General features: G+C 59.7%; 22 protein-coding genes, 1 tRNA gene and 1 pseudogene. 6 read left to right on the top strand and 18 right to left on the bottom strand.

Features of this window, described 5'->3' with window-relative positions:
* Positions 1-175: 175 nt before the first annotated feature.
* The 7 genes from CFAEC_RS12300 to CFAEC_RS12270 all read right to left on the bottom strand — a co-directional run bounded on the left by CFAEC_RS12300 (position 176) and on the right by CFAEC_RS12270 (position 5,508).
* Entirely contained in the window at positions 176-1,078 is a 903-nt protein-coding gene (locus CFAEC_RS12300) for an urease accessory protein UreD (RefSeq protein WP_290277227.1), read from the bottom strand.
* On the bottom strand, positions 1,079-1,693 hold the full coding sequence (gene ureG, locus CFAEC_RS12295; protein ID WP_290277225.1) for an urease accessory protein UreG: 615 nt from the start codon (positions 1,691-1,693) through the stop codon (positions 1,079-1,081). It abuts the gene before it with no gap.
* Positions 1,694-1,761: 68 nt separating this feature from the next.
* Entirely contained in the window at positions 1,762-2,490 is a 729-nt protein-coding gene (locus tag CFAEC_RS12290) for an urease accessory protein UreF (protein WP_290277223.1), read from the bottom strand.
* Entirely contained in the window at positions 2,471-2,947 is a 477-nt protein-coding gene (gene ureE / locus CFAEC_RS12285) for an urease accessory protein UreE (protein WP_290277222.1), read from the bottom strand. Before ureE ends, CFAEC_RS12290 begins: the two co-directional genes overlap by 20 nt.
* A 155-nt stretch (positions 2,948-3,102) precedes the next feature.
* Positions 3,103-4,815 carry an urease subunit alpha gene (gene ureC / locus CFAEC_RS12280; protein ID WP_290277221.1) on the bottom strand — a complete coding sequence of 571 codons (1,713 nt, stop codon included), beginning with the start codon at positions 4,813-4,815 and terminating at the stop codon, positions 3,103-3,105.
* 48 nt (positions 4,816-4,863) lie between these two features.
* The gene (locus tag CFAEC_RS12275) at positions 4,864-5,175 is read right to left on the bottom strand and encodes an urease subunit beta (RefSeq protein ID WP_290277219.1); all 312 of its coding nucleotides are present in this window, start codon (positions 5,173-5,175) and stop codon (positions 4,864-4,866) included.
* Between the two features lie 30 nt (positions 5,176-5,205).
* A complete protein-coding gene (locus CFAEC_RS12270; protein WP_290277218.1) occupies positions 5,206-5,508 on the bottom strand; it encodes an urease subunit gamma in 303 nt (100 codons plus the stop codon).
* 642 nt (positions 5,509-6,150) lie between these two features.
* On the opposite strand from CFAEC_RS12270, the gene CFAEC_RS12265 reads away from it, so the two are divergent.
* Positions 6,151-7,263: a DMT family transporter gene (locus CFAEC_RS12265; protein WP_290277217.1), complete on the top strand. Its 1,113-nt coding sequence runs from the start codon at positions 6,151-6,153 to the stop codon at positions 7,261-7,263.
* Between the two features lie 432 nt (positions 7,264-7,695).
* Positions 7,696-8,814 (top strand): DMT family transporter, encoded by a 1,119-nt coding sequence (locus tag CFAEC_RS12260; protein WP_290277215.1) that lies wholly within the window; start codon positions 7,696-7,698, stop codon positions 8,812-8,814.
* 90 nt (positions 8,815-8,904) lie between these two features.
* Here CFAEC_RS12260 and CFAEC_RS12255 read toward each other — a convergent pair whose 3' ends face one another.
* The 3 genes and pseudogenes from CFAEC_RS12255 to CFAEC_RS12245 form a co-directional block, all read right to left on the bottom strand.
* Positions 8,905-11,943 (bottom strand): alpha-(1->3)-arabinofuranosyltransferase domain-containing protein, encoded by a 3,039-nt coding sequence (locus CFAEC_RS12255; RefSeq protein ID WP_290277212.1) that lies wholly within the window; start codon positions 11,941-11,943, stop codon positions 8,905-8,907.
* Between the two features lie 90 nt (positions 11,944-12,033).
* Positions 12,034-12,231 (bottom strand): annotated as a pseudogene (locus CFAEC_RS12250) (DUF2613 domain-containing protein); the annotation flags it as partial.
* A gap of 21 nt (positions 12,232-12,252) precedes the next feature.
* Positions 12,253-12,720: a universal stress protein gene (locus CFAEC_RS12245; protein ID WP_290277210.1), complete on the bottom strand. Its 468-nt coding sequence runs from the start codon at positions 12,718-12,720 to the stop codon at positions 12,253-12,255.
* A gap of 164 nt (positions 12,721-12,884) precedes the next feature.
* Here CFAEC_RS12245 and CFAEC_RS12240 point away from each other — a divergent pair, with 164 nt between their 5' ends.
* Both CFAEC_RS12240 and CFAEC_RS12235 read left to right on the top strand, forming a co-directional pair.
* Entirely contained in the window at positions 12,885-14,054 is a 1,170-nt protein-coding gene (locus CFAEC_RS12240) for a glycoside hydrolase family 3 N-terminal domain-containing protein (protein WP_290277208.1), read from the top strand.
* A 159-nt stretch (positions 14,055-14,213) separates the two neighbouring features.
* Complete coding sequence (locus CFAEC_RS12235) at positions 14,214-15,914, top strand: VanW family protein (protein WP_290277207.1); 1,701 nt, start codon at positions 14,214-14,216, stop codon at positions 15,912-15,914.
* Positions 15,915-15,973: 59 nt separating this feature from the next.
* Here the strand turns inward: CFAEC_RS12235 and CFAEC_RS12230 are convergent, their stop codons facing one another.
* The 5 genes from CFAEC_RS12230 to CFAEC_RS12210 form a co-directional block, all read right to left on the bottom strand.
* Entirely contained in the window at positions 15,974-16,906 is a 933-nt protein-coding gene (locus tag CFAEC_RS12230; protein WP_290277206.1) for a cation diffusion facilitator family transporter, read from the bottom strand.
* Positions 16,903-17,385, bottom strand: coding sequence for a transporter substrate-binding domain-containing protein (locus CFAEC_RS12225; RefSeq protein ID WP_290277205.1), 483 nt, complete (start codon positions 17,383-17,385; stop codon positions 16,903-16,905). The genes CFAEC_RS12230 and CFAEC_RS12225 overlap by 4 nt, the downstream gene beginning before the upstream one ends.
* Before the next feature lie 69 nt (positions 17,386-17,454).
* On the bottom strand, positions 17,455-18,567 hold the full coding sequence (locus CFAEC_RS12220; protein WP_290277204.1) for an SDR family oxidoreductase: 1,113 nt from the start codon (positions 18,565-18,567) through the stop codon (positions 17,455-17,457).
* Positions 18,568-18,803: 236 nt separating this feature from the next.
* Entirely contained in the window at positions 18,804-20,603 is a 1,800-nt protein-coding gene (locus CFAEC_RS12215) for a BCCT family transporter (protein WP_290277203.1), read from the bottom strand.
* A 237-nt stretch (positions 20,604-20,840) separates the two neighbouring features.
* A tRNA-Gly gene (locus CFAEC_RS12210) sits at positions 20,841-20,914 on the bottom strand.
* Positions 20,915-20,979: 65 nt separating this feature from the next.
* On the opposite strand from CFAEC_RS12210, the gene dcd reads away from it, so the two are divergent.
* Positions 20,980-21,549 carry a dCTP deaminase gene (dcd, locus tag CFAEC_RS12205; protein WP_290277202.1) on the top strand — a complete coding sequence of 190 codons (570 nt, stop codon included), beginning with the start codon at positions 20,980-20,982 and terminating at the stop codon, positions 21,547-21,549.
* 127 nt (positions 21,550-21,676) lie between these two features.
* The gene (locus CFAEC_RS12200) at positions 21,677-22,996 is read left to right on the top strand and encodes a UDP-glucose dehydrogenase family protein (protein WP_290277200.1); all 1,320 of its coding nucleotides are present in this window, start codon (positions 21,677-21,679) and stop codon (positions 22,994-22,996) included.
* A gap of 259 nt (positions 22,997-23,255) precedes the next feature.
* Here the strand turns inward: CFAEC_RS12200 and CFAEC_RS12195 are convergent, their stop codons facing one another.
* From CFAEC_RS12195 to CFAEC_RS12185, 3 genes are all read right to left on the bottom strand, one after another.
* Complete coding sequence (locus tag CFAEC_RS12195) at positions 23,256-24,572, bottom strand: pyridoxal phosphate-dependent aminotransferase (RefSeq protein ID WP_290277199.1); 1,317 nt, start codon at positions 24,570-24,572, stop codon at positions 23,256-23,258.
* Positions 24,573-24,675: 103 nt separating this feature from the next.
* The gene (locus tag CFAEC_RS12190; protein ID WP_290277197.1) at positions 24,676-25,311 is read right to left on the bottom strand and encodes an NADPH-dependent F420 reductase; all 636 of its coding nucleotides are present in this window, start codon (positions 25,309-25,311) and stop codon (positions 24,676-24,678) included.
* A 111-nt stretch (positions 25,312-25,422) separates the two neighbouring features.
* Positions 25,423-26,019 carry a DUF1707 SHOCT-like domain-containing protein gene (locus tag CFAEC_RS12185; protein WP_290277195.1) on the bottom strand — a complete coding sequence of 199 codons (597 nt, stop codon included), beginning with the start codon at positions 26,017-26,019 and terminating at the stop codon, positions 25,423-25,425.
* Positions 26,020-26,110 lie beyond the last annotated feature (91 nt).

Below are 26,110 nucleotides of genomic sequence, written 5' to 3'. Positions count from 1 at the left end.
CACGGCAAGACAACCGGATGATCCTGTCCAGATGAGAGGTGCAGCTGGCGGCGGGAGCGGCCCTCACCGCGCCCGCCAAGGAAACCACCCGCACCGGTTGCTTACCCAGATCACACCGGAACCTTTCGCCCCGCCTGTTTCGCTTATGGAAGGGCTTGCCGGGCGTGTGGTGCTTCTAGTACTTACGCAACTCCAGGGGACCCTGGCCACGGAAACGACGCCGCAGCTCATTGGCCACCATGATGATGAGGCTGTACAGGTCCTCGGTGTAGGTGCCGATCGCACGGACTGCCAGGCCAGGCCCATCGGTGAGGGTGATGGCATCCAGTACCTTGTGGGTGTAGGTTGCCTGGTGTTCCTCCATCAGGGCACGGATTTCCTTGACCAGGTCGCCGTCGATGCGCTGATCCACGGCGATGAGGGTGGCAAAGTGGGTCTGGTCCTCCAGGAACAACAGGGAATCATCGCTGAAGGAACCGTCACCGGGACGCACCAGTAGGTTATCCACCAGTGCCAGGTCGTCGCCGACCTGGACTGCGGTACGCATGCGCACCTCATCGAATTTGAACAGGGAGCCGTCAGGTGCCCAACCCGGTGTGACTATCTCTGCGGTGAGCAGTGATGCCGTGGGGTCCATCTGCACGTTCATGTGCTGGGCGTAGGTGGCGTCCTCGTAGGCGATGAGCTGGTCGGGGATGTACTCGAAAACCGCGCCGGGCCCGAGGTTCACCTCAAAGTCCTGCAGTGAGTAGTTGTCAGGGGTTTTGTACACCTTGGTGGCGGACTGGCCGGTCAGCAGGAGGGAGGAGTTCTCTTCCAGCTGGATTTTGAAGTGGTAGTCATCCCCACCGAAGTAGGCGCCACCTGGGTTGATGATGGTGTAGTAGACCTGCCCGGAATCATCCAGGTAGTGCGCCCGCATGAGGCGCAGTGCGCCTTCATGGTAACGACGGCCCGCCACCGAACGACCATCCTGATTGGTGATCTGGAGGTCCAGTACCCCTACCGGGTCGCGGAGGGTGTGGAACCGTGGCAGACGGCTGCCTGCCTGGGTGTGTGGGAGCGTGTCGGTGGGCATTTAGTCAACCAGGTCTTTCATCAGGACGTCCTTGCGGAGCCATTCGAGGACCTTGTCCAGGCCGTCATCGGTCTTGAGGTTGGTGAACACGAATGGCTTTTCACCACGGAAGTGCTTGGAGTCGGATTCCATCACGGACAGATCCGCGCCCACATGGGGTGCGAGGTCGGTCTTGTTGATGATGAAGAGATCGGACTTGATCATGCCCTGACCGGCCTTGCGGGGGATCTTCTCACCCTGGGCGACGTCGATGATGTAGACGGAGAAATCAACCAGCTCCGGGGAGAAGGTGGCAGAGAGATTGTCGCCACCGGATTCGATGAAGACAACTTCCAGGTCCGGGTTGTTTTTCACCAATTCTGTGTAGGCGGCATCGTTCATGGAGGTGTCTTCACGGATGGCGGTGTGGGGGCAGCCACCGGTTTCCACACCGATGATGCGGCTCTCGGGGAGCACGGATTCACGGGCCAGGATCTTGGCATCTTCGAGGGTGTAAATGTCGTTGGTGATGGCAGCCATTGACACCTTGCCGTTCAGGGCGCGGGTGATGCGCTCGATCAACTGGGTCTTGCCTGATCCGACGGGTCCGCCGATACCAATCTTGATGGGTTCCATGGTGGTGTTCCTTTCAGAGCTTTTCATTGAAAATTGTGCGCGTTAAGAATTATGCGTGTGGGCGCGTTTTAAGACATGAACATTCGCGAGCGGAGGGATTCGTGCTGCATCTGTGCAATTTCCAGCCCGGGGGCCGCGGCACCGAGATCCAGGTAACCGTGTCCCATGGTGGTGGCCACGGCTTCCTCGATCACAGGGTAGGACCCGACGAGGACCTTCTGACCTGCATTTTGTCCGATGGGGATACCGCGGATGGTGTTCTGGGTGAGTGATGCGGTGGTCTGCATCAGGTAGCTCCGCACCACCATCTCGGTATCCAGACCAACCGCGCTCAGCGCCAAACCATGCGCCAGCGCCGGGCAGCCGTAGGCATGTCCGTCGCGGACCGCTTCGGCGTACCACTGGACCAGCGGGTGATCAGGAACCGCCACCTCGATGATCTTGACCATCCGCCCACCCATCGACGCGTTCGCGTCGCGGATCTGGCGCGGCACCAACGTGGTGTGCGCCAGCGCATCCAATTGCGCGAGTTCCTTGACGGCGTCGGCATGCGGTTGCCTTACGGCCTCCGCAGTGAGCTTTGCGACGAGTGCGTCATTGAAACTCGCCTGTCGGATATAGGCATACATCCAGCGGGAAAACGTGTCGGGTGAGTTGACAATGTCACGCTGCAGATAGTTCTCCAGTCCCAGGGAGTGGCTGAACCCGCCGGTGGGGAGCGCGGAATCTGTCAGGTGGAGCATGGTCAGCAGCGCCTGGGGGCTGCCGACCTGCGTGTCAGTGGGAGTGCTCGGCATGGCGGAAAGCCTCGGGCATGACGCGCTGCTCGCGGGTGTACGGAGCCTTGGCATGGTCGAGGAAGTGCTCAACGGTGTGGTCATACTGAACCACCATGACTGCCTGGCCATATTCAGAATCGGCATCGAAGAACTGTGCCTGGAGGTGGCGGTTGCCCAGGGAGTGCGCGACAAAGGCCATCTCATAGATGGACTCGGCGCGGATGACCAGGACATCGGAGGGTTCAACAGCCACGGTGATCAGCGCGTCATCCTCGTTGGAGAGAATATCGCCATCACGGAGCTCACGGAATGTACTGGGGAGGCGGAGGCCGATTTCCCGGCCCGCGTCGGTGGTGCCACGCTGGATCCGCTTGGTCAGATCCAGGTTGGTGAGCACGAGACGCTCTTCCTTTTTCCCGTTGAGCTCGGATTCGGTCAGTTCAGACCGGTTGCCGAGGATTTCAGTGATTAACAATCGACTGCTCCTTTGCGCGTGATGATGATCATTCAAATAATCAGTAATAGTGGCGGCGTGGCTGGATAAAGACCATGCCCACTGAATGGCAGAACCCACCCACGGCTGTGGCACGGCCTGGCACAACCGTGGGTGGGTTCTAAAGGGGAGGGCTACTAGAAGAGGAAGTAGCGCTGAGCCATCGGAAGCTCGTCGGATGGCTGGGAGGTGATGACCTCGCCGTCCACGCGAACCTCATAGGTCTGGGGATCGACCTCGATGCTCGGGGTGGCGGAGTTGAACTTCAGATCCGCCTTGGTGATATTGCGCATGTTCTTAGCTTCTGCGAAGGTGCGCGTGGTGTTCAGCTTGTCCGGCAGTCCATCCTCCAGTGCCACGGTGGGCAGGAAGGTGAGGGAGGAGCTGTGGACAGCGGTGCCCAGGGAGCCGAAGGAACGGCGGTGGGTAACCGGCTGAGGGGTCGGGATGGAACCATTGGAATCGCCCATGGCGCTCATCACGATCTGTCCGCCCTTGAGCACGATGGAGGGCTTGATGCCGAAGAAACGTGGCTCCCAGATCACGATGTCAGCGAACTTGCCCACCTCGATGGATCCGACCTCGTGGGCGATACCCTGGGCAATCGCCGGGTTGATGGTGTACTTGGACACATAGCGCTTGATGCGGTTGTTGTCATTGCCCTCGGAGTCACCCTCCAGCGGGCCACGCTGCTTCTTGTTCTGGTGGGCAACCTGCCAGGTACGCAGCACCACTTCACCGACACGGCCCATGGCCTGGGAGTCAGATGAGGTGATGGAGAAAACGCCCAGATCGTGCAGTACGTCCTCCGCGCCAATGGTGGCACCACGGATACGGGAGTCGGCGAAGGCAACATCCTCCGGAATATCCGGGTTCAGGTGGTGGCAGACCATGAGCATGTCCAGGTGCTCATCGATGGTGTTCTTGGTGTACGGCAGCGTCGGGTTGGTGGACGCAGGCAGAACATGGGGAAGCTCGGCGATCTTGATGATATCCGGAGCGTGTCCGCCACCGGCACCCTCAGTGTGGAAGGTGTGGATGACGCGACCATCAATCGCGCGGACAGTGTCCTCCAGATAACCACCCTCGTTGAGGGTGTCAGTGTGGATCGCGACCTGGAAGTCCAGGTTGTCAGCAGCGGTCAGGGTCTTATCGATGGAAGACGGGGTGGAGCCCCAGTCCTCGTGGATCTTCAGGCCGATGGCACCACCACGGATCTGATCCTCGAGTGGCTTGAGGGTGGAGGCGTGACCCTTGCCCAGGAAACCGACGTTGATCGGCAGGTCCTGGGTTGCTTCGATCATGCGCTGGATATGCCAGGAGCCAGAGGTGATGGTGGTGGCCTTGGTGCCCACGGAAGGTCCGGTTCCGCCACCGATGAGGGTGGTGGTGCCGTTGCCCAGCGCGGTATCAACCTGGTCTGGGGAAATAAAGTGAATGTGGGTATCGATCGCACCGGCGGTGATGATCATGTGCTCACCAGCGATGATATCTGTGCTGGCACCGATCGGGATGGTGATGTCATCCTGAACATCCGGGTTACCCGCCTTGCCGATTCCGGAGATGCGGCCCTCGCGGATGCCGATATCAGCCTTGTAGATTCCGGTGTAGTCAAGGATGAGGGCGCCGGTGATGACAGTGTCCGGGACGCCTTCCTCGCGGGTGAGGCGACCGTTCTGGCCCATGCCATCGCGAATGGTCTTGCCGCCACCGAAGCGGACTTCATCGCCGTAGCTGGTCAGATCTTTTTCGACGCGGAGAACCAGGTCGGTATCGGCCAGACGCACACCGTCACCGGTGGTTGGTCCGAAAAGCTCCGCGTACTGCTGACGATTCATCTCAAAAGACATTTGACAGTACTCCTTTAGAAAGTTTGTGGGTCTGTAGGGTGCGCCGGGTTAGCTGAGCGGGCCGTTGATTTCGTCGTTGAAGCCGTGAACCTCACGGGCTCCGCCGAAGTCGATCAGCTGAACGCTTCGCTTATCGCCGGGCTCGAGACGTACTGCGGTGCCGGATGGGATGTCGAGACGCTTGCCACGGGCGGCATCGCGGTCGAATTCGACCGCCTTGTTGATTTCCGCGAAGTGGTAGTGGGAACCGACCTGGATGGGGCGGTCGCCGGTGTTAACCACGTCGAGGGTGATGGCTTCATAGCCATCGTTACAGACAATGGGGCCGTCGGTGCTGATGAAGTACTCGCCAGGTTTCATTGCAGAATCTCCAGGGTTCTCAGAAGTGGATTATCGGATCGGATCGTGGACGGTGACCAGCTTGGTGCCATCAGGGAACGTTGCCTCAACCTGGATGTCCGGGATCATCTCTGCAACGCCGTCCATGACGTCAGCCTTGGTGAGAATTTCCGCTCCAGAGCTCATCAGCTCGGCGACGGTGCGACCGTCACGTGCTCCCTCCATCACCTCAGCGGTGATGTAGGAGACTGCCTCTGGGTGGTTGAGCTTCAAACCGCGGTCCTTGCGACGCCGTGCCACATCTGCGGCAACAACAATGAGAAGCTTCTCCTGCTCGCGTGCTGAAAGGTGCATGTCACTCCTTGAAGTAGAGGTCGATAGGTATTACTTAACCATTTGATTTAGTTTTAGCATGTTCTATCCGAGATGTCACAGAGAAAATAACCACCAATTGGAAGTGCAGGGCCGTAGTCCTTGCGGGTGACGATGTTTATGGCGGTTCCGAGTTCTTCCGTGAAGCCATTATGGAAGCCATTATGGAAGCCATTATGGAAGCCATTATGGAAGCCATTATGGAAGCCATTATGGAAGCCATTATGGAAGCCATTATGGATACTTCCCGAGTCTATCGACTTATTTAAAAGAGGGCAGCGGATCGCGTCAATTGAGAGGCCCGGTGAGATGCCCATCTGCCCAATGCGTGAAATCGATGAGCTTATCGGGCAAGTTTCGTGTTACCAGTAGGCACCCTCTAGTGGGCTGTTCTCCGGCGAGCTTGATGTGGTTGTGTTCTACTAAAGTGAGATAGACAACACTATGGATGGACGGCGAGGATTTTCCGCGGGCGTCTACCATGCACACTATTTTCCAAAAACTGATTCCTGTGCGCAGTCTGGTGAGCCATGGGGGTCTCCACAATAAGACTTTTAGGAAGGGAAGTGAGAAAACATGCCTGAGCGATCTTCTACGAATAAAACGGGCGGTCCGGTTTTTAGCATGAGCCATGGCCGTGCGGTATGGATTCTGATGATCGGTACTGCCTGCCTTGCGTTTACCGCCATCTGGGTTAAGGGTGCCAACTTCGAGCCGGCCACTTCGGTGGTTCTTCGCTGTTGGTTGCCGATGGTCATCTTCATTCCGTTCGCCTATCGCGAATATAAGAAGAAGGGTGGCATCAACAAGGCCGGTTTCTTCTGGTCTGCAGTTGCAGGCTTCATCCTGGGTATTGACTTCACGGCCTGGAACTATTCAATCTTCTTCGTCGGAGCCGGTATCGCTTCGGTGCTGCTGAACCTTCAGGTGATCATCCTCCCGGTCCTGGCTTTTGTCATCGACCGTGAGCGCATTCCTAAGTCCTACTGGTTCGTTCTCCCGATCATGTCCGTCGGTATCGTCGCAGTCGGTGGTGTCTTCGACATGCTGCTGCCAGGTTATGAAGCTGCTGCAGGTCCTGCTGAGGTGTGGGGAGTTCCGACCGCGGTCATGGGTACTCTCGCTGGTCTGACCTCGGGTGTTTGTTACGGTGTTTACCTCTATACCTCCCGTAAGGCCACCGTGGTCAACCCGGGCAAGTATGTCCAGCCGATTGCGATCGTCTCCATCTTCCAGGGTTTTGCACCGATCATCTGGATGTTCATGCGTGGCGAAGGCTTCAACTTCACCCAGGGTGTCATGATCGATGGTCAGCTCCCGCTTGAGAACCCGGAGGCCATGGCTGGCGATCCCATCACTGCTATGAACTGGGTCAATATGATCCTGCTCGCTGTGCTCGGCCAGTTCATCGCCTGGACCTTCGTCCAGATCGGTTCCTCCAACATGAACGCAACCGTGTCCGGCGGCCTGCTGCTGCTGTCCCCGGTGTCCACCATCTTCATCGCTGCCGCGATCTATGCCGAGATTCCAACCCTGCTTCAGGTCGCCGGAGTGGTTCTGGTGCTGGGTGCGGTGAGTTACCAGAATGGCTTGCACACTCTGGTCATGAAGAGAAGGGATCCCATGTCCTTCCATGAGGAAGACGTGGCCAAGGGGATCCCCCATGATGATGAAGGGGGTGGCGGGACTGTCACGGCGACAGGTAACTCCGACACCCCCGGAAAGCTCGATTCGTGAGAATAGTGCCTCTTCCTTTCTTTATGTAAAGGTTTGATGGCGTGCGGGGGATGAGATCTCCCCACTGTGATGTCCCCGGTTGCCGAATTCGGTAGCCGGGGACATTTTTGTCTTGGTGGGATGATGTGCCGTTGTTTTGACTGCAGCGCGCCACTATTCATCAACGCCGAGGGGATGCTATTTGGGCAACCAAATAACACTGATAGGTGGGCCTGTGATGCGGTTAATAGGATGATCGTACTTCCAGGTCAGGGGCACTTTTTGGGCCTAAAAAAGCGGGGCTTCAACTTAATTAACACGGGACTTATTGCGCTAATTAAATGGTGGTACTAATCTGAAAAACATCAAATGATCGCACCTTTCAGGAAGGAAGTAGAAGACCACATGTCTGAGCCATCTTCTACCAAGCAGGCAAAGAGCCCTGTATATAGCATGAGCCACGGTCGAGCCGTCATGATTCTGCTGTTCGGCACCGCGTGTCTCGCATTCACCGCCATCTGGGTCAAGGGAGCCAACTTCGAGCCAGCCACCTCAGTTGTCCTCCGCTGTTGGCTGCCAATGGCACTCTTCATCCCCTTCGCTATCCGCGAATACAAGAAGAAGGGCGGCATCAACAAGGCCGGTTTCTTCTGGTCTGCAGTCGCCGGCTTCATCCTGGGTATTGACTTCACGGCCTGGAACTACTCAATCTTCTTCGTCGGAGCCGGTATCGCTTCGGTGCTGCTGAACCTCCAGGTCATCATCCTCCCGGTCCTGGCCTTCGTCATCGACCGTGAGCGCATCCCGAAGTCCTACTGGTTCGTTCTCCCGATCATGTCCGTCGGTATCGTCGCAGTCGGTGGTGTCTTCGACATGCTGCTGCCAGGTTATGAAGCTGCTGCAGGCCCCGCTGAGGTATGGGGAGTTCCGACCGCGGTCATGGGTACTCTCGCTGGTCTGACCTCCGGTGTTTGTTACGGTGTTTACCTCTACACCTCCCGTAAGGCCACCGTGGTCAACCCGGGCAAGTATGTCCAGCCGATCGCGATCGTCTCCATCTTCCAGGGTATTGCGCCCATCATCTGGATGTTCATCCGCGGCGAAGGCTTCAACTTCACCCAGGGTGTCATGATCGATGGTCAGCTCCCGCTTGAGAATCCCGAGGCCATGGCTGGCGATCCCATCACCGCTATGAACTGGGTCAACATGATCCTGCTCGCTGTGCTCGGCCAGTTCATCGCCTGGACCTTCGTCCAGATCGGTTCCTCCAACATGAACGCAACCCTCTCCGGCGGCCTGCTGCTGCTGTCCCCGGTCTCCACTATCTTCATCGCTGCCGCGATCTACACTGAGATCCCAACGATGCTGCAGGTGATGGGTGTCATCCTAGTCTTGGGTGCGGTTGGTTATCAGAATGGTCTGTTTACAATCTTCACCAAGAAGAAAACCCCTGAAGTCGAACACCCAGAGAATCTTCCTGACATGGGTCATCTCGGCACCGGGGGGAGAGAAGCAGACAGTGTCGTCAGTATCGTAGGTGGCTCCGAGGAAACTGACAAGGCTAGAACTTAGCCCTGATACCTTCCGCTCCCATCCAGAAGCGGAATCACGAAAGTGAATTCTCCTCACTGCCCCCGGGAATCAAATTCCCGGGGGCATCGCCTATTTCTGAAACCTTCGAGGGAGATATACGGACGCCACCGAAATGGCAGCGAGCAGGCTCAATGCCCCGGAATCTCCTGGGTATGCCGCTGCGGGCCAAGGCGCCTGGGCTAACCAGAGGCCTGCGATGGTGATGGGGGCCAATGCAAGAACCCATCGGGGGATGAGGGTGAAACGGGGGACGAGCCAGGCAGCCACAGCGGGAAGCAACCACCATCCGAAGACCGGAAGTAACAGCAAGGCAGCAAGGGGGGCGTCGCCCTGATCCTGAAAGGAGCCTCCCTCAGAGGGACGGCGGACAAACACCAGGCATCCTGAAATGACAAGAATCGCTAGACCCGCGCCGGTGAATAGACTGATCCGATAAGGCAGCTCGCCGGCGAAGCGGAAAGAAACCTCTCCGGACACCCCGGCAGGAATGACAAATGCCTGTGCGGCTGCATCCACTTCCTCTGCGACAAGACGCTGATCCTGAATGAACGCCTGTGACCCCGGGTTGAAGGCGCGGGAGGTGAGAAGCAGACGGTCAGTATCCGCCGCGGACACCATGGGGCCGGTGGGGACGGCTCCTGCGGTCGGAGCCATCGCGGTGAGCGTGACCCATTCCGAGCTGGTGCGCAGGAGGTGATCCCCCTGGGGAAGTTCCACGACCCCGCAATCGACGCGTTCGCCATTGAGTTCAATATTGCGACAGGATTCAGCGTCAACCGTCACGGTCATAGCCCGGGGTGCGGTGAAGGCGCGGTCCAGGTGGGGTGTGGGCACCGTGAGTCGTTGGAAGATGAACTGCTGTACATCGGGTGAGGTGTCGGGGACCGTGATCGTCCGGGAGAGTCCTTCCATGCTGATCTCGGCGATGCCGGCATATCGGTCCAGATCAATCCGTGCGTCAGGTTCAGGCAGAGTAAAAGTGGTCCACTCGCCCTTGGTCAATTCGCGGACGGTCACCGAACCACCGGAAGTCACCGTCACGGTGACGTTATCGGTCGGCATGACATCAAGAGTGGTTCCGGAGCCTGAGATCTTCATCCAGGGCTCCACATCACCCGGTGTGGGGTACCAGGCTGTGGTGGTTCGGCCATCAACCAGGGCGTTTGGTGAGCGAGCTGGATTCGATCCGCCGAAACTGGTGGCATCAGATGCGGAGGACGACACGCTTATGGAACCCTCTGTGGCCACCTGCGTCATGGGCCCGGTGGAGGGGTAATCTACGATACGGTTCCGCACCTCTGTCTCTGAGAGATCCGCCAAGGCGGCAGAGGACTGCCCATCGCCGTAGTTGGTGCCCACCAGTTGGGGAGTGTCGGTGACGATATCGGCACCGCCGGCCACGAGTCTGCGTGGGGAATGCCCGTTGACGGTATCCAGCAGTGACAGGATCTCACCACCGCCGGCCACGGTGGGCACCTCGGCATCCGCCAGCCACATGCTGCGGTCAGTGTCCAGGAGATGCACATCCACCTCACCGAAGGTGGTTTTCTGTCCGCCCAGTTCAGGGATCGTTCGCGTTTCCGGCCCGGCTTCCAGGTCATGCCTCACGATCACCGCCCCGATCCCCAGGCGTTTCAGGGCTTCGTCGTTAAGATCCGGGCCGAGGGAATCCAGGCCGTCCAGTCCACGAATCGCCTCCGGGGGAACCAGTGGGATGGCATCACGGACAGCCCAGGGGACATCAAGTAATGGTTGGGCTGGTTCATCACGTGTCCATCCCCAGTCCTGACGGGCGAAGGGTGAGCTGGGCAGGATGAGCGTGCGGGTTCCGGCTGCCTCCCGGTTGAGGAACTCAGTGGCCTCATACCAGTAGGCGGGAATTTCCTCCCAGGTGCCGCGGTGGAGTAGGCGACCGGACCACGCCGGCGCGATGGAGCCGACAGCAACCAGAATGACAAGAATTCCCACGGCTTCCCGCCTGCCTGGGATCAGATCACGTGGCACCGCGATATATGAACCCAGTGCCGCCACCCCCACCAGCAGTGGCATCCTGACCAGCAGGTCGAATTTATGGATATTGCGCAGCGCCGCACCGGGGCCATCAAGGAAGGTCTGCACCGCCTCCAGTTGGGTAGCGCCCAGGATCAACAGCCCAACCGCCAACATGAGCGCCCATAATCCCCTGCGTTCCATAAGCGTGAGGCCAGCCAGACCCAGAGCCGCCACCAGTACCGTGAGCATGACAAACAGTGGGTTGTTGACCAGCAGGTAACCGGCCTGGCGTTCGGTGTCCACGAATGGGGTCCAACTGGTGGTGCCACGGAGGATCTCCACGGGATTGAGCCAGTTGGTGGTGACCGCTGCGCTCTCAATGAATTCCGTGAAGGGTGGTGCGTAGCGGCCCAGTATCAGGAGGGGGCCGATCCACCAGGCGTTGACCGCCAGCACGCCAGCTGACCACGCCAGGCCGTGGAGCCAGTGGCGTCGATAAGCAATGATCAGTGCGGCAGGCACCAACGCCGCCAGGGTGGCGGTGGCGTTGACCGCGCCGATGGCCGCCACCGGGATGAGCGAGAGGGCTATGCTGCGGGCGTTGATGCGTTTATCCAGCAGCGGCAGGCAAATCCACGGTGCCACCATCGCGGGCCAGGTCTCGGATGAGATCGCGGTGAGTGTTGTCAGCGTGCGCGGCGATAACGCATAGAGCAACGCCGCTATGACGCGTAACGGTATGGAACCTACGCTGAGCTTGGATAACAGCAGGTAGAAGCCGGAGAACCCAATGCCCAGCACCATCCACCACCACAGGCGCTGGGCTATCCAATCGGGGAGCGGATCAGTGAGAAGGAAGAAGAGACCCTGGGGGAAGAGGTACCCATAGGCCTGGTTCTGCAACTGCCCCAGGGTGAAATCATCCGTCCAGGCGTGCAGCGCGCCGCCGAGAAAACCTGCGGGATTGAGCACCAGATCAAGTTTGGTATCGGCGGCCACCTGCCCGGGAGGCTGGAGAAACGCGATCAACCCCAGAATCAGCCACACCGGGACATGAACACCTGAAACAAGACGCCGCAGGGAGTGGCCAGGTGAGGCCGGAAGGGGCCGGTTCATGTGTTCAGCCTCCCGCACGGGGTGGGGTTAGTCTGAGTCGGACTGCGCAGGCTGACCTGCCTGCGCCACCCGGCCGCCGACGGTCTGGGTGGATTCGCGGGATCCGTATTCAGGACCGCCCAGGAGAGCATCATCAGCGGTCACCGCATTGGTGGCGGGGACGCTGTCCTGCCCGGAGATGATAGAGACACCCGCGACGGCGACAGCGCCAAGTGCAATGCCGATGGCGGCGCTGGCGATTGCAGGGCCGAGCGTGCGACGGTTGAGTGAATCGGTTTCATAAGCCATGACGAGTGTCGAGAGTACCAGTTATTCTTCCCTGGTAGCCAATGGTGGAACCACAAAAACCGGAATGCCGGCATGGTGGACAACATTATCGGCCGTGGAGGACTGCCACAGGGACTTCCACCCGGTGACCCCACGCGTGCCCGTGACAATCACATCAGGACGCAACTCTACGGCGGCGTCCACGATGGCGCTCCAGACGGCGGTGGCGGATTCCACCAGGTGAGCCCGTGCGCGCAGCCCCAGGGATTCGGCGAGATCCACGCCCTCGCGGCAGGTATCACGCGCCGCCAGATAGGCGGGGTCATCATTCTCCGAACCCAGTGTGGTCAGCGTGATGGCCCGGGCAGCCTGACGGTGCAGAGGCTCCCAGGCGGTGAGGATCTCCACCTTGCGCGGTCGCAGCAGCTTCGCCGAATAGGTCAGCGCACGTCGGGCTTCCTCCGAGCCGTCATAGGCGATGAGCATGGTCTGATCAGCTTGGTCGGTCATGGATGTCCCTTCCGCTTCTTGTAGCAGTGTGACCCAGCTTAGCCCGCACGCGTCGAGGCGTCGGGCCGACGCCGGGTCCCGCAGCCGGGTGCCGACGCCTGGTGCTGACGTCCCCCAGCTGTCGATTAAGAGATTCTCAGGTTGTGTTTCTATAGTTGTTAATCGTGTTCAAGCAATCTCGCGCAGCCGCCCTACTTGTCTGCCTCGCTCTGGTTGGCTGCTCTGACGAGAGCTTGTCGACGCCCCCCTCGCCGTCCACCACTGACCCCGCATCAGTTGCGGCGTCCTCGGCGGCGCCCCCGGCGCCCACCACCAGCGCCGCTCCCACCCCGGAGGATCTCGCCCGTGAGCAGATCCCCGGAGATCAGCGGGCCCAGGTGGCCTCGCTGATGATGGTGGGCGTGGGAAATTTTGATCAGGCACTCGATGCCCTCCACCAGGGTGCTGGTGGGATCTTCATCGGTTCCTGGACGGATGAGGCACTGCTCACGGAACCTGGCCGGAATATCGCGGCACTGCGCGAGATCGTGGGCCGGGACTTCTCCGTCAGCATCGACTTTGAGGGCGGCCGCGTCCAACGCGCCAGCCACCTGCTGGGGGATTTCCCCGCACCGCGCGTGATGGCTCACACCATGACACCGGAACAGGTGGAGGACCTCGCCGAGATCCTCGGCACCGGACTCGCGGCACATGGTGTGACCGTCAACTTTGCCCCTGTGGTGGATGTGGATGCCTGGGGGCTGCCCGTGGTCGGTGACAGATCCTTCTCCGACAACCCGGATATCGCCGCCACCTATGCCGACGCCTTCGCCCGCGGACTGGAGAACGCCGGCATCATCCCCGTGTTCAAACATTTTCCTGGTCACGGTCGTGCCAGCGGTGACAGTCACCTCCAGGATGTGATCACCCCGCATCTGGAAGAAATGAAAACCTATGACCTCATCCCTTATGGAAAGGTCCTGCCCGACACCGGGGGAGCGGTGATGGTCGGACACATGATCGTCCCCGGACTGGGCGCAGATGGTGTCCCCTCCACCCTGGATCCGGCCACCTACCAATTGCTCCGCAGCGGTGACTATCCGGGCGGGGTGCCTTTTGATGGTGTGGTGTACACCGATGACCTCTCCGGCATGAGTGCGATCTCTGCAACACTCAGCCCACCCGATGCGGTGCTGACCTCCCTCAAAGCTGGTGCGGATCAGGCGCTGTGGATCGATTTCCATTCGCTCGGTGCCGCCATCGACCGGGTGGATGCCGCGGTGACCAGTGGCGATTACCCCAGGGAACAGATGCTGGAATCCGCACTGCGGGTGCAGCTGCAGCATATTCGCTGAGTGCCGGTTGCTGGGTAGGTGCTACTGGTTTGACCCCGGGGAAAGTCGGGGAGGATGTTCCCAGTGAGTGACTGGGTCACACGGGCAATGATTCGTGAGGTTTTCTGTTTTTCGTGCATTAAAGTAGGAAAAACGGTAACTCGGCGATAGCCTTGGTCTGTGAAAGATTCCGGTAAGCATGCCTCAGGTAAAGCGCGTAACCGGGCCAGTGGCATCATCGTCGGTGTTCTCGCTGGTCTGGTGTTGATCATCGCTGCGATCTACGCAGCTGATGTGATGCTGTCCAAGGACCGCATCCCCCGTGGAACCACCGTCGGTGGAGTGAATATCTCCAACATGACCAATGAGGAAGCCAGGAGCACCCTCGAATCCGAGCTGCATGAGGCCTACACCAAACCCGTCACCGTGATCGCCGATGAGGCCACCGCCGAGTTTGATCCCGCGGTCTCCGGCCTGGGCATCGATTGGGAGGGTACAGCCGCCGGCGTGCCGGAGCAGTCATGGAACCCGATCAACCGAGTCATGGGATTGTTCACGGAGACGGAAGCCCCGATCGTGAGCATCGTTGATCCAGCACTATTCGGCCCCACCCTGGATCGTCTGGTCGGGGAGCTCTACCGGGAGCCTGTCGTAGGTGATGTCTCTATCGATAACGGCACTGTCGTCTCCAATCCTTCTCTGGAGGGACAGTCCGTTGACCGGGCAGTCCTGGAGACAGAAATCACCGAGTTCTGGCTCGACCCTGAGGGAGTTGAGGTGGACACGGATGTGGTGCCACCCGCCATCAGTCAGGACCGCATCGAGGAGCTTGTCAACGGCCCTGCCGCCGAGGCGGTCTCCGCCCCCTATGTTGTGCGCGGCGATGACGGAGTGGAGGGGACACTTCCCGTAGAGCGCATGGGGGAGATCGTCACCTTCCCGGAGATCGACGGAGATATTCAGGTCGTGGTGAACCGCGAACTATCCGAGGAAATCCTCTCCGGTCAGTTGGCTGAAACGGAAAGCGAACCCACCAACGCCCGGATCAGTTTCTCCGGGGGCTCCCGCGTGATCACCCCGGAGATCGACGGTCATGAGATCGACTGGGAGCAGACACTTGCGGATCTGGAGGCTGGTCTGGTCGGTGACGGGCCACGTGAGGTGGATGCTGTCTATGAGGACACCCCTGCCACCTTCACCTCAGCGGATGCCCAGGCAGCCACCTTCAATGAGGTCGTGGGTGAATTCACCACCACCGGATTCTCCGCCGCCTCCGGCACGAATATCCGCCTGACCGCGCAGATGGTCAACGGTGCGGTGGTGTCCCCTGGTGAAACCTTTTCCCTGAACGGGCACACCGGCCCACGTGGTTCCGCGCAGGGGTTCGTGGATTCCGGCATCATCATCAACGGTCGCTCCGGCACCGCGGTCGGCGGTGGAATCAGCCAGTTCGCCACCACCTTGTACAACGCTTATTATTTCGCCGGTCTGGAGAACATCACCCACACCCCGCACAGTTATTACATCTCGCGCTACCCCGCGGGACGTGAGGCCACCATCTTCGACGGCGCGATTGATCTGCAGTTCCGCAACAACACCCCGTATCCGGTGATGATCGATACGTCGATGGGCTCGGACAGCATCACCGTCCGCATCCTCGGGGTGGATACCACCTCCGTTCGTTCGGTCAACAATGGTCGCTGGGCCCCCACCCAGCCCAATACGGTCCGTGTCTCCGGTGGTGAATGCATCCCCTCCTCCGGTGCTCCGGGTTTCACCACCTCGGACACCCGCATCATCAGCGACCTCGCCGGAAATGAGATCACCAGGGAGACCACCACCACGGTCTACGATCCCCAGCCGAATGTGATCTGCGGCTAGCGGAACTATCCGGGCACCTGATGTGGGTCGAGATCGCTGACCGGCACCACAACCACATCCTATAGTTTCCAATCCAGATCCATGATGAGGTGCCTGATATCCGTCAGTTCCTCCAGGGTGATCTGATGCCCGGCCACCGGCACCACGAACATCTCTGTGTGGAATACATGACCCTGATCGCGTACCCGGGCACGGGCGACCTCCACCCAGTCCACCTGTTGAACCACCTCCTCCACCTCATCGGTCAGCGGATGTGGCCGGCTGTTGTCATAGATGGTGGCGCGGGCATCGCTCAGGCCGGAGATCGATCCTCTGATATTGGAGACCCCGTCTTTCAGGATGGATAAGGAAAACACCAGTGCAGCGACGGCATCCGCCCACCACAGGCCCACGCCGATGCCGAGCACACCGACGATGGTGGCCAGAGCTGTTCCCCAGTCCGCTCTGGCCATATCAGCATCAGCATAGAGAACCTTGTCATGGAGATCCCTTGCCAGCGCAATCTTAATATGGCCGAGGATCACCGACGGGATCGAGGTCAGTGCCATGACGCTGATCATCAGCCAGCCCGCCCAGAAGTCGACTCCGAACAACACCATCATGCCAATCGGCGGTTTCTCACCTGACAGCAGAGCCGGGACGGACTCGTAGACCAGGAAACATCCCATGGCGAAGAGAGACATGCCCGCCACCAGATGGGCGACGGCGATGGACCGGTGCGGTCCATAAGGGTGATCGCGGTTGGGGGCCTGCCTGATGATGCGGGTGGCCACCAGGAAGGCGATCGGAGGGATCAGGGAAATGATGTCCTCGGACCAGGCACTCTTCATGGCCTGGGACTGCCCCGCCACCAATCCCACCAGGATGATGGTGATGATGAGAGTGCCGATGGTGATCCACTCATAGCGGATCGCTTTACGCAGTGTGGCCTGCTGGGGGTGGGGAAGTCTTTCAACACCGGAGCCGAATCCGGGGTTTTGGTGGGCTTTCACGGTGTCTCGCCAGATTCCCCGGCATCTTCAGCCAGGTGGCGTTCCAGCTCCACCAGGAACTGGTTCTCACCCAACCGGGCACCCATGACCATCTTCTCCCCATCCACCTCTGCGTAGGGGCGGGTGAGGGCCATATGAGAGGACCAGGGGGAGGAATCGGTGAGACCGCCGATGATCACGTCCACCTCACCCTCCTTGATCCGCTCAGCCAGGATGGATTCGGGGCCCTGCTGCCACTCGATCTGGGCATTGATGCTGTCCGCGAATCCCACGATGAGGTCAACCTCCGAGCCGGAGATGTCTCCCTCATCGGAGATAACGGTCCAGGGATGGTGCTCGGACACACCGACCACCAGGGTTCCGTTCTCCGCGCGGGAGAATGTTCCTTCTGCATCCGCGGGGATGGTGGAGCAGGCGCCCAATAGCAGGGCGACTGCGCCCAGCGGGGTTGCCTTTCTAAGCAACAGATGGGGGGTCATGCGGCCCAGCATAGGCTCCCGGGGTGACCCCAGGGTTCTCCATAAGCGGATTGAGCTGAGGAGCAGTCTTTAACCTGCGGACAGGGTGGGTGGGAGAACCTTCAACTCAATGAGTTCATCAAAGAGGTCGAGCAGGCGGGTCTCTGTATCCAGGGCATCGGCGAAGCCGGCCTGGCGTGCCTTGATGGTGGAGGTGATGTTGTCTGCCTCGTGATGGAAAAGAAAATCTCCGACAGGCCAGGCGACAAGGTCGTCGAACGGGGTGTCCACCAGGTCATGGGCCTGCACCAGGGCCTCCCACACGTCACTGCGGGTAGGCATCGCATCGGTGAGCGACATCTGCTGTGGTGGGGCGTAGTCCATGCCGAAATGCTCGGCGAAACGCGGCCACAGTTGTGCCCAGCGGAACTGGTCACCGTTATTGATGTTGAAAATCTGGTCTCGTGCTGATTCATTCGCACCTGCCCAGATGGTGGCCCGTGCCAGTAGTTCAGCATCGGTGGTCTGGTACAGCACGTCGTAGGCAGCGCGGGTTCCGGGGAATCGCATGGGCAGTCCGAGTTCCTTGCAGATGGCTGCGTAGACACCGATGACCATGAGTAGGTTCATGGGGTTTCCGGTGGCATATCCTGTGACACCTTCCGGGCGCAGGGCGGTCCAGCTGAAGTTTCTTTCTTTCGCGAGCCTGCGCACCAGGTCTTCCTGGGTGTAGTAGAAATGTGGGGCGATCAGGCGGGGATCGCTCTCCTTGGCTGGTGTATTGAAGAATCCGAGGTGATGCCCATAGGCTTTGCCACCCTGGTAGAAGGTCACATGCTGAAGTGGGGCGCCGGCTGCACGCAGGGCATCAAGGGTGTTCTGGAGCAGTGCGTCATTGACCTCAATGAGTTCCACGTCGGTGGGTTTTTCCACATAGGCGCCGAAGACCAGGTGGGTGACATCTTTCAGCTCCGCCAGGCCAGTGGTTGCAGCCTCCGGATCCAGCAGGTCCACGCTGTGGTGGGTCCACGGGACATCATTGAGCGGGCGTCGGCTCACTCCGTGAACGTCCCATCCCAGTGCATGATAGGCCTTTGCCGCGTAGCTTCCGATGAGTCCGCCATCGCCGGCAACCAGGACGGTGCCGGCAGTGCCGGAGGTGGTGGGAAGGTCAGTGAGGGTGAGGCCGATGTTGGTGGGCATGGGGAAACTCCTAAGGCTTGTGGTTTAGACCCGAGCCTAAGAGAAATTACTTGAAGCGTCAAGTAATTGGGTTGTTGTGGCGCCCTTCCCGTGGCCCGTGGCTGGCCGGCCACCTCGTCTCCGCAGGTGGAGCTTCGCTTATGGAAGCGCTGAACCCCCCGGTGTGCGCCGATAGCTGGGGTAGCTATCAACACCGAGGGGCTCAGGAGTGTGGCTGTTTCAGTGAAGAGTTACGCCTATTTGTCGTCCTCCGGCACCTTGGGGCTGGAGATCTCCACGTATTTCACCTTGTTGGAGTCATCGTCCTGGTCATCCCCGCTCCGGATCCCCTCGAGGACGGCTCCGATGACAGCTGGGTTGACGGGATCATCGGATTCCACATCGGGGATGTGGTGAACGGGGCCGATGGGCTCGGGCGAGGACACTGCCTCGTTCTTCTCCCAGGCCTCGGGATCATTGGCGGGTTCCCATTGGCGGGTGACCACAGGGATTGGCCTGCCGGCATCATTTTTCAGCGCCACATAGAGGCTGTACATCTGGATGAAGCCCATGATGAAGAACGGCAGGCCCACCACGATGATGGTCTGCTGCAGGGCGGTGAGACCGCCCGCACCTGTCGCAACCAACAGAACCGCCGCCACGGCGCCCATGAGTGCGGTCCAGATGAGTTTCTGGTGGGTGGGGGCAAAGCGTGGTTCCTGCCCGGAGGCGATCATGTCGGTGACCATCGCCGCGGAATCCACGGAGGTGGTGAAGAAGATGATCACGATGAGAATCGACATGCCGGAAACGAATGTCGCTGCCGGATAGTTGGAGAGGAACTCGAACAGGGCACCCGGGATATCGCCGTCGCCGACCACACGGTCGACCAGTCCACCCTCGCCGTTGCGCTCGATGTTGAACGCGGCGGTGCCGAAGGCACCGAACCAGAGCAGGGAGAACACAACCGGCAGGCCGAGGACGCCGGCCACGAACTCACGGATGGTGCGACCACGGCTGATACGTGCGATGAAGATACCCACGAACGGTGACCAGGTGATGGTCCAGGCCCAGTAGAACACCGTCCAGGTATTCTGCCAGGTTTCATTCTCCGGGCTGTTGGGAACGGTGTTGTTCCAGAACGCCAGCTCGGGAAGCCAGCGCAGATAGGTGCCCACGGACTCGAAGGTGCCCTTGAGAATCAGGACGGTCGGGCCGGCCAGGATGACAAAGACCAGCAGGGCGATCGCCATGAAGATGTTGATATTGGAGAGAACCTTGATGCCACGGTCCAGTCCCAGCGCCACGGACACCGAGGCGATCGAGGTGACCACCACGATGATCACCAGCTGGACCAGGGGGGATACCTCGATGCCGAACAGGTCCGCCAGACCCGCGTTGATCTGCAGGGTGCCCAGTCCGACGGAGGTAGCCACACCGAAGACGGTACCGATCAGGGCCACCACATCGATTGTCTTACCGATCGGACCGTAGACCTTGGACCCCAACAGTGGGGAGAAGATGGAACTCACCCGTGGTGGCATCTTCCGTTTGTAGATGAAGTAGGCGAAACACAGCGCCGGCAGGGCGAAGATTGTCCAGGTGTGCAGCGCGAAGTGGTAGTGGGTCAGCGCGATGGCCTGGTTGGCGGCCTCCACTGACTCCGGTTCGGTGTCGCCGATCGGCGGGTTGGCGAAGTGGGAGATCGGTTCCGCCACCCCCCAGAACATCAGGATCGTGCCGATACCCGCGGCAAACAGCATGGAAAACCATACCGGGGTGGAATATTCGGGACGTTCATCATCACTGCCCAGTCGCACATGCCCGAAGCGGCTGACGGCGATGAGGACGAGGAAGATGAGGAACACCGTGACGCCCAGGACATAGAACCAGCCGAGGTTGGTCAGAATCCAGTCGGAGGCGGTTCCAAAAACATCTGAGACGGTATCCCCGGCGATGATGGTGATGATCACGAACGCGATCATGATGCCCACCGATGTGAAGAACACCGCCGGATCGGTCTTCAGACGAAGCGCTTTGGCCATACGTTCAAGCATGTGTGGGGTCCTCGCATGAGAGATTCGGATAGGTATACGTCCCATCCATCTATACCCACGTGCGCGGGCAGTGTCACGCAGCAAAGGGCTCATTCAAGAGCGAAAATTATAATAAACTGGGCGCGAGCTGGGCAATTGCTGTATATAACAATTGATTAAAGATTGCTTGACGACGCAAATACCGCCCGATTTCCACCCCGCGGGAATTTTCGGTGTGATGCCCCCAGACATCTCTAGTGGAGCCGGTGACGGGAATCGAACCCGCGCCGCCTGCTTGGGAAGCAGGGGTTCTACCATTGAACTACACCGGCATCGGCCTGACGGCCACTGGATAACTATAGCAGGTGGGGTTGTGCCAGTGACGTAGACTGGGCACGTGCTTCTTTCAGATCGTGACATTCGTAAAGCAATTGACTCCGGCGACCTGGGGATTGATCCATTTGATCCCGAGCTGATCCAGCCGTCGAGCATTGATGTTCGTATGGATCGTTATTTCCGGGTGTTCAACAACTCGAAATACACCCATATCGATCCCAAACTGAATCAGGACGAGCTGACCAGCCTCGTCGAGGTGGAGAAGGGGGATGCCTTCGTCCTCCATCCGGGCGAGTTCGTCCTGGCCGCCACCCTGGAGAAATTCACCCTCCCCAATCACCTCGCGGGACGCCTCGAGGGCAAGTCATCCCTCGGTCGCCTTGGTCTTCTGACCCACTCCACCGCCGGGTTCATTGATCCCGGTTTCAGTGGTCACATCACCCTTGAGCTGTCCAATGTTGCGAACCTCCCGATCACCCTGTGGCCGGAGATGAAGGTCGGCCAGCTGGCCATGTTCCAGATGAGTTCGCCTGCTGAGACCCCCTACGGATCCGGAAAACTGGGCTCCAAATACCAGGGGCAGCGTGGCCCGACCCCATCAAAGGGTTATCTGAACTTCGCTGACAAGTAGTGCGTCGAACTGCACGTTCACCGGGAGTGGCGTGATGTGGGTCGGGGGTGGAATGCCTCCGGTCGCGGGCCTGCGCTAAACGTGTTGAGATGAACTCTGGTCTTCATCATCGAAAGGAATCTCCCACATGCGGATGACAGTGATTGGCACCGGATACCTCGGCGCAACCCATGCGGCATGCATGGCGGAACTCGGCCATGAAGTGATCGGTGTGGATGTTGATGAGGCAAAGATCGCCTCACTGCGTGACGGAAAGGTTCCCTTCTTCGAGCCGGGCCTGCCCGAGGTCCTGGAACGTAACCTGACCAATGGCAGATTGTCTTTTTCCACGTCCTACGAGGATGCTGCCGGTTTCGCCGATGTCCACTTCCTGGCCGTGGGCACCCCGCAGAAGAAGGGTTCCTTCGCCGCGGACCTGACGTATGTCCGTGCAGTCATCACTTCTTTGGTGCCCCTGCTGGAGGGAGACCACCTCATCTTCGGCAAGTCCACCGTCCCGGTCGGTACCGCTGCGGAATTACAGGAACTCGCTGATTCTCTGACCCGCCCCGGTGCTTCCGTGGAGATCGCCTGGAACCCGGAGTTCCTCCGTGAGGGATTCGCGGTCAAGGACACCATCACCCCGGATCGGATTGTTCTGGGCGTCCGTGAGGGATCCTCGGCTGATGATGTGGCCCGCGAGGTCTACGCCACCGCGATCGAGAATGACACCCCGTTCCTGGTCACTGACCTGCCCACCTCTGAGCTGGTCAAGGTGTCCGCCAACGCGTTTTTGGCCACCAAGATCTCCTTCATCAACGCAGTCGCAGAGATTTGCGAGGCCACCGGCGCGGATGTGGTGCAGTTGGCGGATGCCATCGGCCACGATGACCGCATCGGAAGGAAGTTTCTCGGTGCGGGCCTTGGATTCGGTGGCGGCTGTCTGCCCAAGGACATCCGTGCGTTCATGGCGCGTGCCGGTGAACTGGGTACTGATCAGGCACTGACCTTCCTGCGTGAGGTGGATTCCATCAACATGCGCCGGCGTGACCGCGTTGTCCAGCTGGCCCGTGAAGTCTGCGGTGGAAACCTGCTGGGCAAACGCATCACCGTGCTCGGTGCCGCCTTCAAGCCAAATTCCGATGACGTGCGTGATTCCCCGGCACTGTCTGTCGCCGGTTCCATGTCTCTGCAGGGTGCAGCGGTCTCCGTCTACGATCCGCAGGCCATGGACAATGCCCGGAAGGTGTTCCCCACCCTCAGTTATGCCACCAGCACGCAGGAGGCCCTGGAGGATGCCGATGTGGTGGTGCTGGCCACCGAATGGCAGGAATTCCGCGATCTGGATCCGGTCACCGCACGGGGGATCGTCACTGATCCCATCATCATCGATGGCCGCAATGTCCTTGATGTGGATCAGTGGAAGTCCGCCGGTTGGACCATTCACGCCCTGGGCCGCAACGTCTGAGGCTGAGGCGCCCCCAACGGGGATCTGAACGGACTTCGCCGGTGACGGTAGCGCCCGGTACCTCTTTTCATGGCTGCAAAAATGACATTCACGAATTAAGTTGGGCCTTGAGAGCACCACTTAGATGAAAGTGCTCGTTCCTCCATATGCGCTGGGGCCAGGGGGAGCGTAAATGGGCTACCTAGATTATGACAAAAACTCCGATCGCACGAGAATCCCCAGGATGCTCATGCGGTCGGAGTTGCCATAATGCCAGTTGTTACTGCTTGTAGCTGACCAGGAAATTCCCCAGGCGCTCGATGGCGTTTTCCAGCTGGGAGGCCCAGGGGAGGGTCACCACGCGGAAGTGGTCATGGTTCGGCCAGTTGAAGCCGGTGCCCTGCACCATGAGGATCTTCTCCGCGCGGAGGATATCCAACATGAGCTGGGTGTCATCATGGATTTCATACACATTCGGGTCCAGTTTGGGGAAGGCGTAAAGCGCACCCATCGGCTTGAAGCAGCTGACACCGGGGATCTCATTGAGTTTCTCCCAGGTGACATTGCGCTGCTTCAGGAGGCGGCCGTGCTCACTGGTGAGGTCATAGATGGACTGCCGCCCACCAAGCGCCACCTGGATGGCGTGCTGTGCCGGGACATTGGGACACAGACGGGTTCCTGCCAGCAGCTCCAAGCCTTCGATGAAGCCCTTGGCAAAGCGTTTCGGGCCGGTGAGCACCATCCACCCGGCACGGTATCCAGCCACCCGGTAAGCCTTGGACAGACCGTTGTAGGTGATGCACAGCAGGTCCGGGCACAGGGAGGCCATATTGATGTGTTCGGCGCCGTCGTAGAGGATGCGGTCATAGATCTCATCAGCCAGGACCAGAAGATCATGCTCACGGGCGATGTCCACGATCTGCTGCAGGATGTGGCGAGGGTAGACGGCACCGGTGGGGTTGTTCGGGTTGATCACCACGATGGCCTTGGTCTTGTCCGTGATCTTGGACTTGATGTCCTCTATGGAGGGATTCCACTCATCCTCCTCATCACAGAGGTAGTGCACCGGCTTGCCACCGGAGAGCGAGGTTGCGGCAGTCCACAGCGGATAGTCCGGTGCGGGGATGAGCACCTCATCGCCGTCATTGAGCAAAGCCTGCATGGTCATGGTGATCAGTTCGGAGACACCATTGCCCAAAAAGACATCTTCTACATCAAAATCGGGGAAGTCCGGGATGACCTCATAGCGGGTCACCACGGCACGGCGCGCCGGGATGATGCCCTTGGAGGTGGAATAACCCTGGGAGGTGGGTAGGGCGGCGATCATGTCACGCATGATCACGTCGGGAGCATCGAAGCCGAAAACAGCCGGGTTACCGGTGTTGAGCTTGAGGATATTATGTCCATCCAGCTCCATGCGTTCCGCCTCCGCGGCCACCGGGCCACGGATCTCGTACAGCACGTCCTTCATCTTCTCCGACTGATCGAAGATGCGACGGGACTTCCGTCGTATGGGACGCGCCGCCTGAGCATCCGAGCCCACAACCTGGTTAGCGGTGTTGGTGGTCTCTGAGGTGTTGCGCTTTTTGGTAGTCACCCGGTATATGTTGCCACTTTGTACCGGGACTTTAAAGTGAATCGGGTTTCACCCCACCCTATTCGGGAGCGAGGGTGGGGCGGTTCGTCGATAAGCGTGGGGGTTAGAGCTTGCTGAGCGCAAGCTCCTGCAGGGCGTCGGCGGTCAGCCACACGCCGAAGGCCTCGTTGGCCGGCTCGAGGAGGCGGCCGTTGGCCAGGGGGCCCACATTGATGGGGGCAAAACCGAGGCGGTCAATGAGCTCGGCGACAACTTCGCCGGCATCGGCATCATCGGTGGCGTATCCCATGGCGCGGCGTTCACCACCCGGTTCGTGGACTGCATCCTGCTCGAGTTCGTGGTATCCGACGTGGTTGAGGGATTTCACCAGGCGGGCGCCGTCGAAGTGCTCAGCGATGACCTCGGAAGTGGAGCGGGAATCACTGTCCAACTCCTCCATGGGGCCATTGACCGGCACCCAGTGGTTCATGGTGTCGATGACGATCTTGCCCTGCAGCGCAGCGACATCCACGGACGGGTACTTGTGGAGTGGGACTGCCAGGATGACCATGTCTGCGCCCTCCACGGCATCGGCGGCGAGCATGGGGACGGCACCCGGCATGAGGATCTCGGCGGTCAGCGCAATCTTGTCCACGCTCCCGGAGCCGGCCACCCGCACGGTATACCCTGCGGCGACGGCGGCGCGGGCGAGGGAGGAGCCAACACGTCCGGCACCGAGGATGGCGATGGTCTGCGTCATGAGGGGATGCACCTTTTCATCGTTGTTAAGAATGTTGAGAATAAAATCCAGGATGTTTCACGGTAGAGCCTGGTTTGTTTATTAGTCAACAATCAAAGGATGACGTTTATTTCACCGCTTCTTCCTGGTGGGGATGGCGCTCTCTGCAGCCTTGAGTGCCTTGTGGGTGAGGGAGTGGGTCAGTTCCTTTCGGCGGGCACGCATCTCCAGGTCACGGAGTTTTTCCTCCTTGCGTAATTCCTCCATGCGTTCGCGTTCCAGCTGGCGGGCACTGGGGGCGTACCAGTCAGCTGGGCCGACCTTCATCACATAGAGGAGGATGAACACCACGGGAATCAGGGCGAGCAGCGCCCAGGCCGCCGGGGTGGTGGTGGCCAGAATGGTTGCGGTGGTGAGGGAACCGACGGTGGTGAGTCCGAGGATGCCGGCGCGGGGACGTGCCCCCCGCTTATGGAGGTTGTCCACTTCTGTGGCGGTGAATGTCATTTCCCTGTTTCCGGCCACTGCGACTTCAGTCTGGGGCAGGTCTGTGAACAGTTTGTTGAGCTCATCGCGGGTTTTGGCACCGGCAACCGCGTTGCAGCGTTCGTCGGTTTCCTCCATGGAGAGTCTGCCCTCTGCATAGAACTGGCTGAGTGCTGCGAGTGCTGCTGATCGCTCAGTGTCACTGACCCGTACGTGGGGATCTCCCGGAAACTGTTTACCCATGGCTTCCAGGTTAGTTGGATTTGATGTCATCCGAAATCGGGGCTTTCCCGGAGTTTTGCTGTCGGCAATCGGGGGTAGAGGGGGTCGGACA

Source organism: Corynebacterium faecale (genome assembly GCF_030408735.1).
Classification (GTDB): domain Bacteria; phylum Actinomycetota; class Actinomycetes; order Mycobacteriales; family Mycobacteriaceae; genus Corynebacterium; species Corynebacterium faecale.
The sequence above is the reverse complement of the archived record's forward strand: the minus strand, read 5'-3'. Positions and strand labels throughout refer to the sequence as shown.

Coding starts and splice junctions, on each gene's coding strand:
- CFAEC_RS12245 (WP_290277210.1), bottom strand. CDS start 12,720: ATGACCGACCAAGCTGATCAGACCATGCTCATCGCCTATGACGGCTCG.
- CFAEC_RS12190 (WP_290277197.1), bottom strand. CDS start 25,311: ATGACGCAGACCATCGCCATCCTCGGTGCCGGACGTGTTGGCTCCTCC.
- CFAEC_RS12275 (WP_290277219.1), bottom strand. CDS start 5,175: ATGAAACCTGGCGAGTACTTCATCAGCACCGACGGCCCCATTGTCTGT.
- CFAEC_RS12225 (WP_290277205.1), bottom strand. CDS start 17,385: ATGACCCCCCATCTGTTGCTTAGAAAGGCAACCCCGCTGGGCGCAGTC.
- CFAEC_RS12220 (WP_290277204.1), bottom strand. CDS start 18,567: ATGCCCACCAACATCGGCCTCACCCTCACTGACCTTCCCACCACCTCC.
- ureC (WP_290277221.1), bottom strand. CDS start 4,815: ATGTCTTTTGAGATGAATCGTCAGCAGTACGCGGAGCTTTTCGGACCA.
- CFAEC_RS12290 (WP_290277223.1), bottom strand. CDS start 2,490: ATGCCGAGCACTCCCACTGACACGCAGGTCGGCAGCCCCCAGGCGCTG.
- CFAEC_RS12215 (WP_290277203.1), bottom strand. CDS start 20,603: ATGCTTGAACGTATGGCCAAAGCGCTTCGTCTGAAGACCGATCCGGCG.
- CFAEC_RS12185 (WP_290277195.1), bottom strand. CDS start 26,019: ATGGGTAAACAGTTTCCGGGAGATCCCCACGTACGGGTCAGTGACACT.
- CFAEC_RS12255 (WP_290277212.1), bottom strand. CDS start 11,943: ATGAACCGGCCCCTTCCGGCCTCACCTGGCCACTCCCTGCGGCGTCTT.
- CFAEC_RS12200 (WP_290277200.1), top strand. CDS start 21,677: ATGCGGATGACAGTGATTGGCACCGGATACCTCGGCGCAACCCATGCG.
- CFAEC_RS12270 (WP_290277218.1), bottom strand. CDS start 5,508: ATGCACCTTTCAGCACGCGAGCAGGAGAAGCTTCTCATTGTTGTTGCC.
- CFAEC_RS12300 (WP_290277227.1), bottom strand. CDS start 1,078: ATGCCCACCGACACGCTCCCACACACCCAGGCAGGCAGCCGTCTGCCA.
- CFAEC_RS12265 (WP_290277217.1), top strand. CDS start 6,151: ATGAGCCATGGCCGTGCGGTATGGATTCTGATGATCGGTACTGCCTGC.
- CFAEC_RS12260 (WP_290277215.1), top strand. CDS start 7,696: ATGAGCCACGGTCGAGCCGTCATGATTCTGCTGTTCGGCACCGCGTGT.
- ureG (WP_290277225.1), bottom strand. CDS start 1,693: ATGGAACCCATCAAGATTGGTATCGGCGGACCCGTCGGATCAGGCAAG.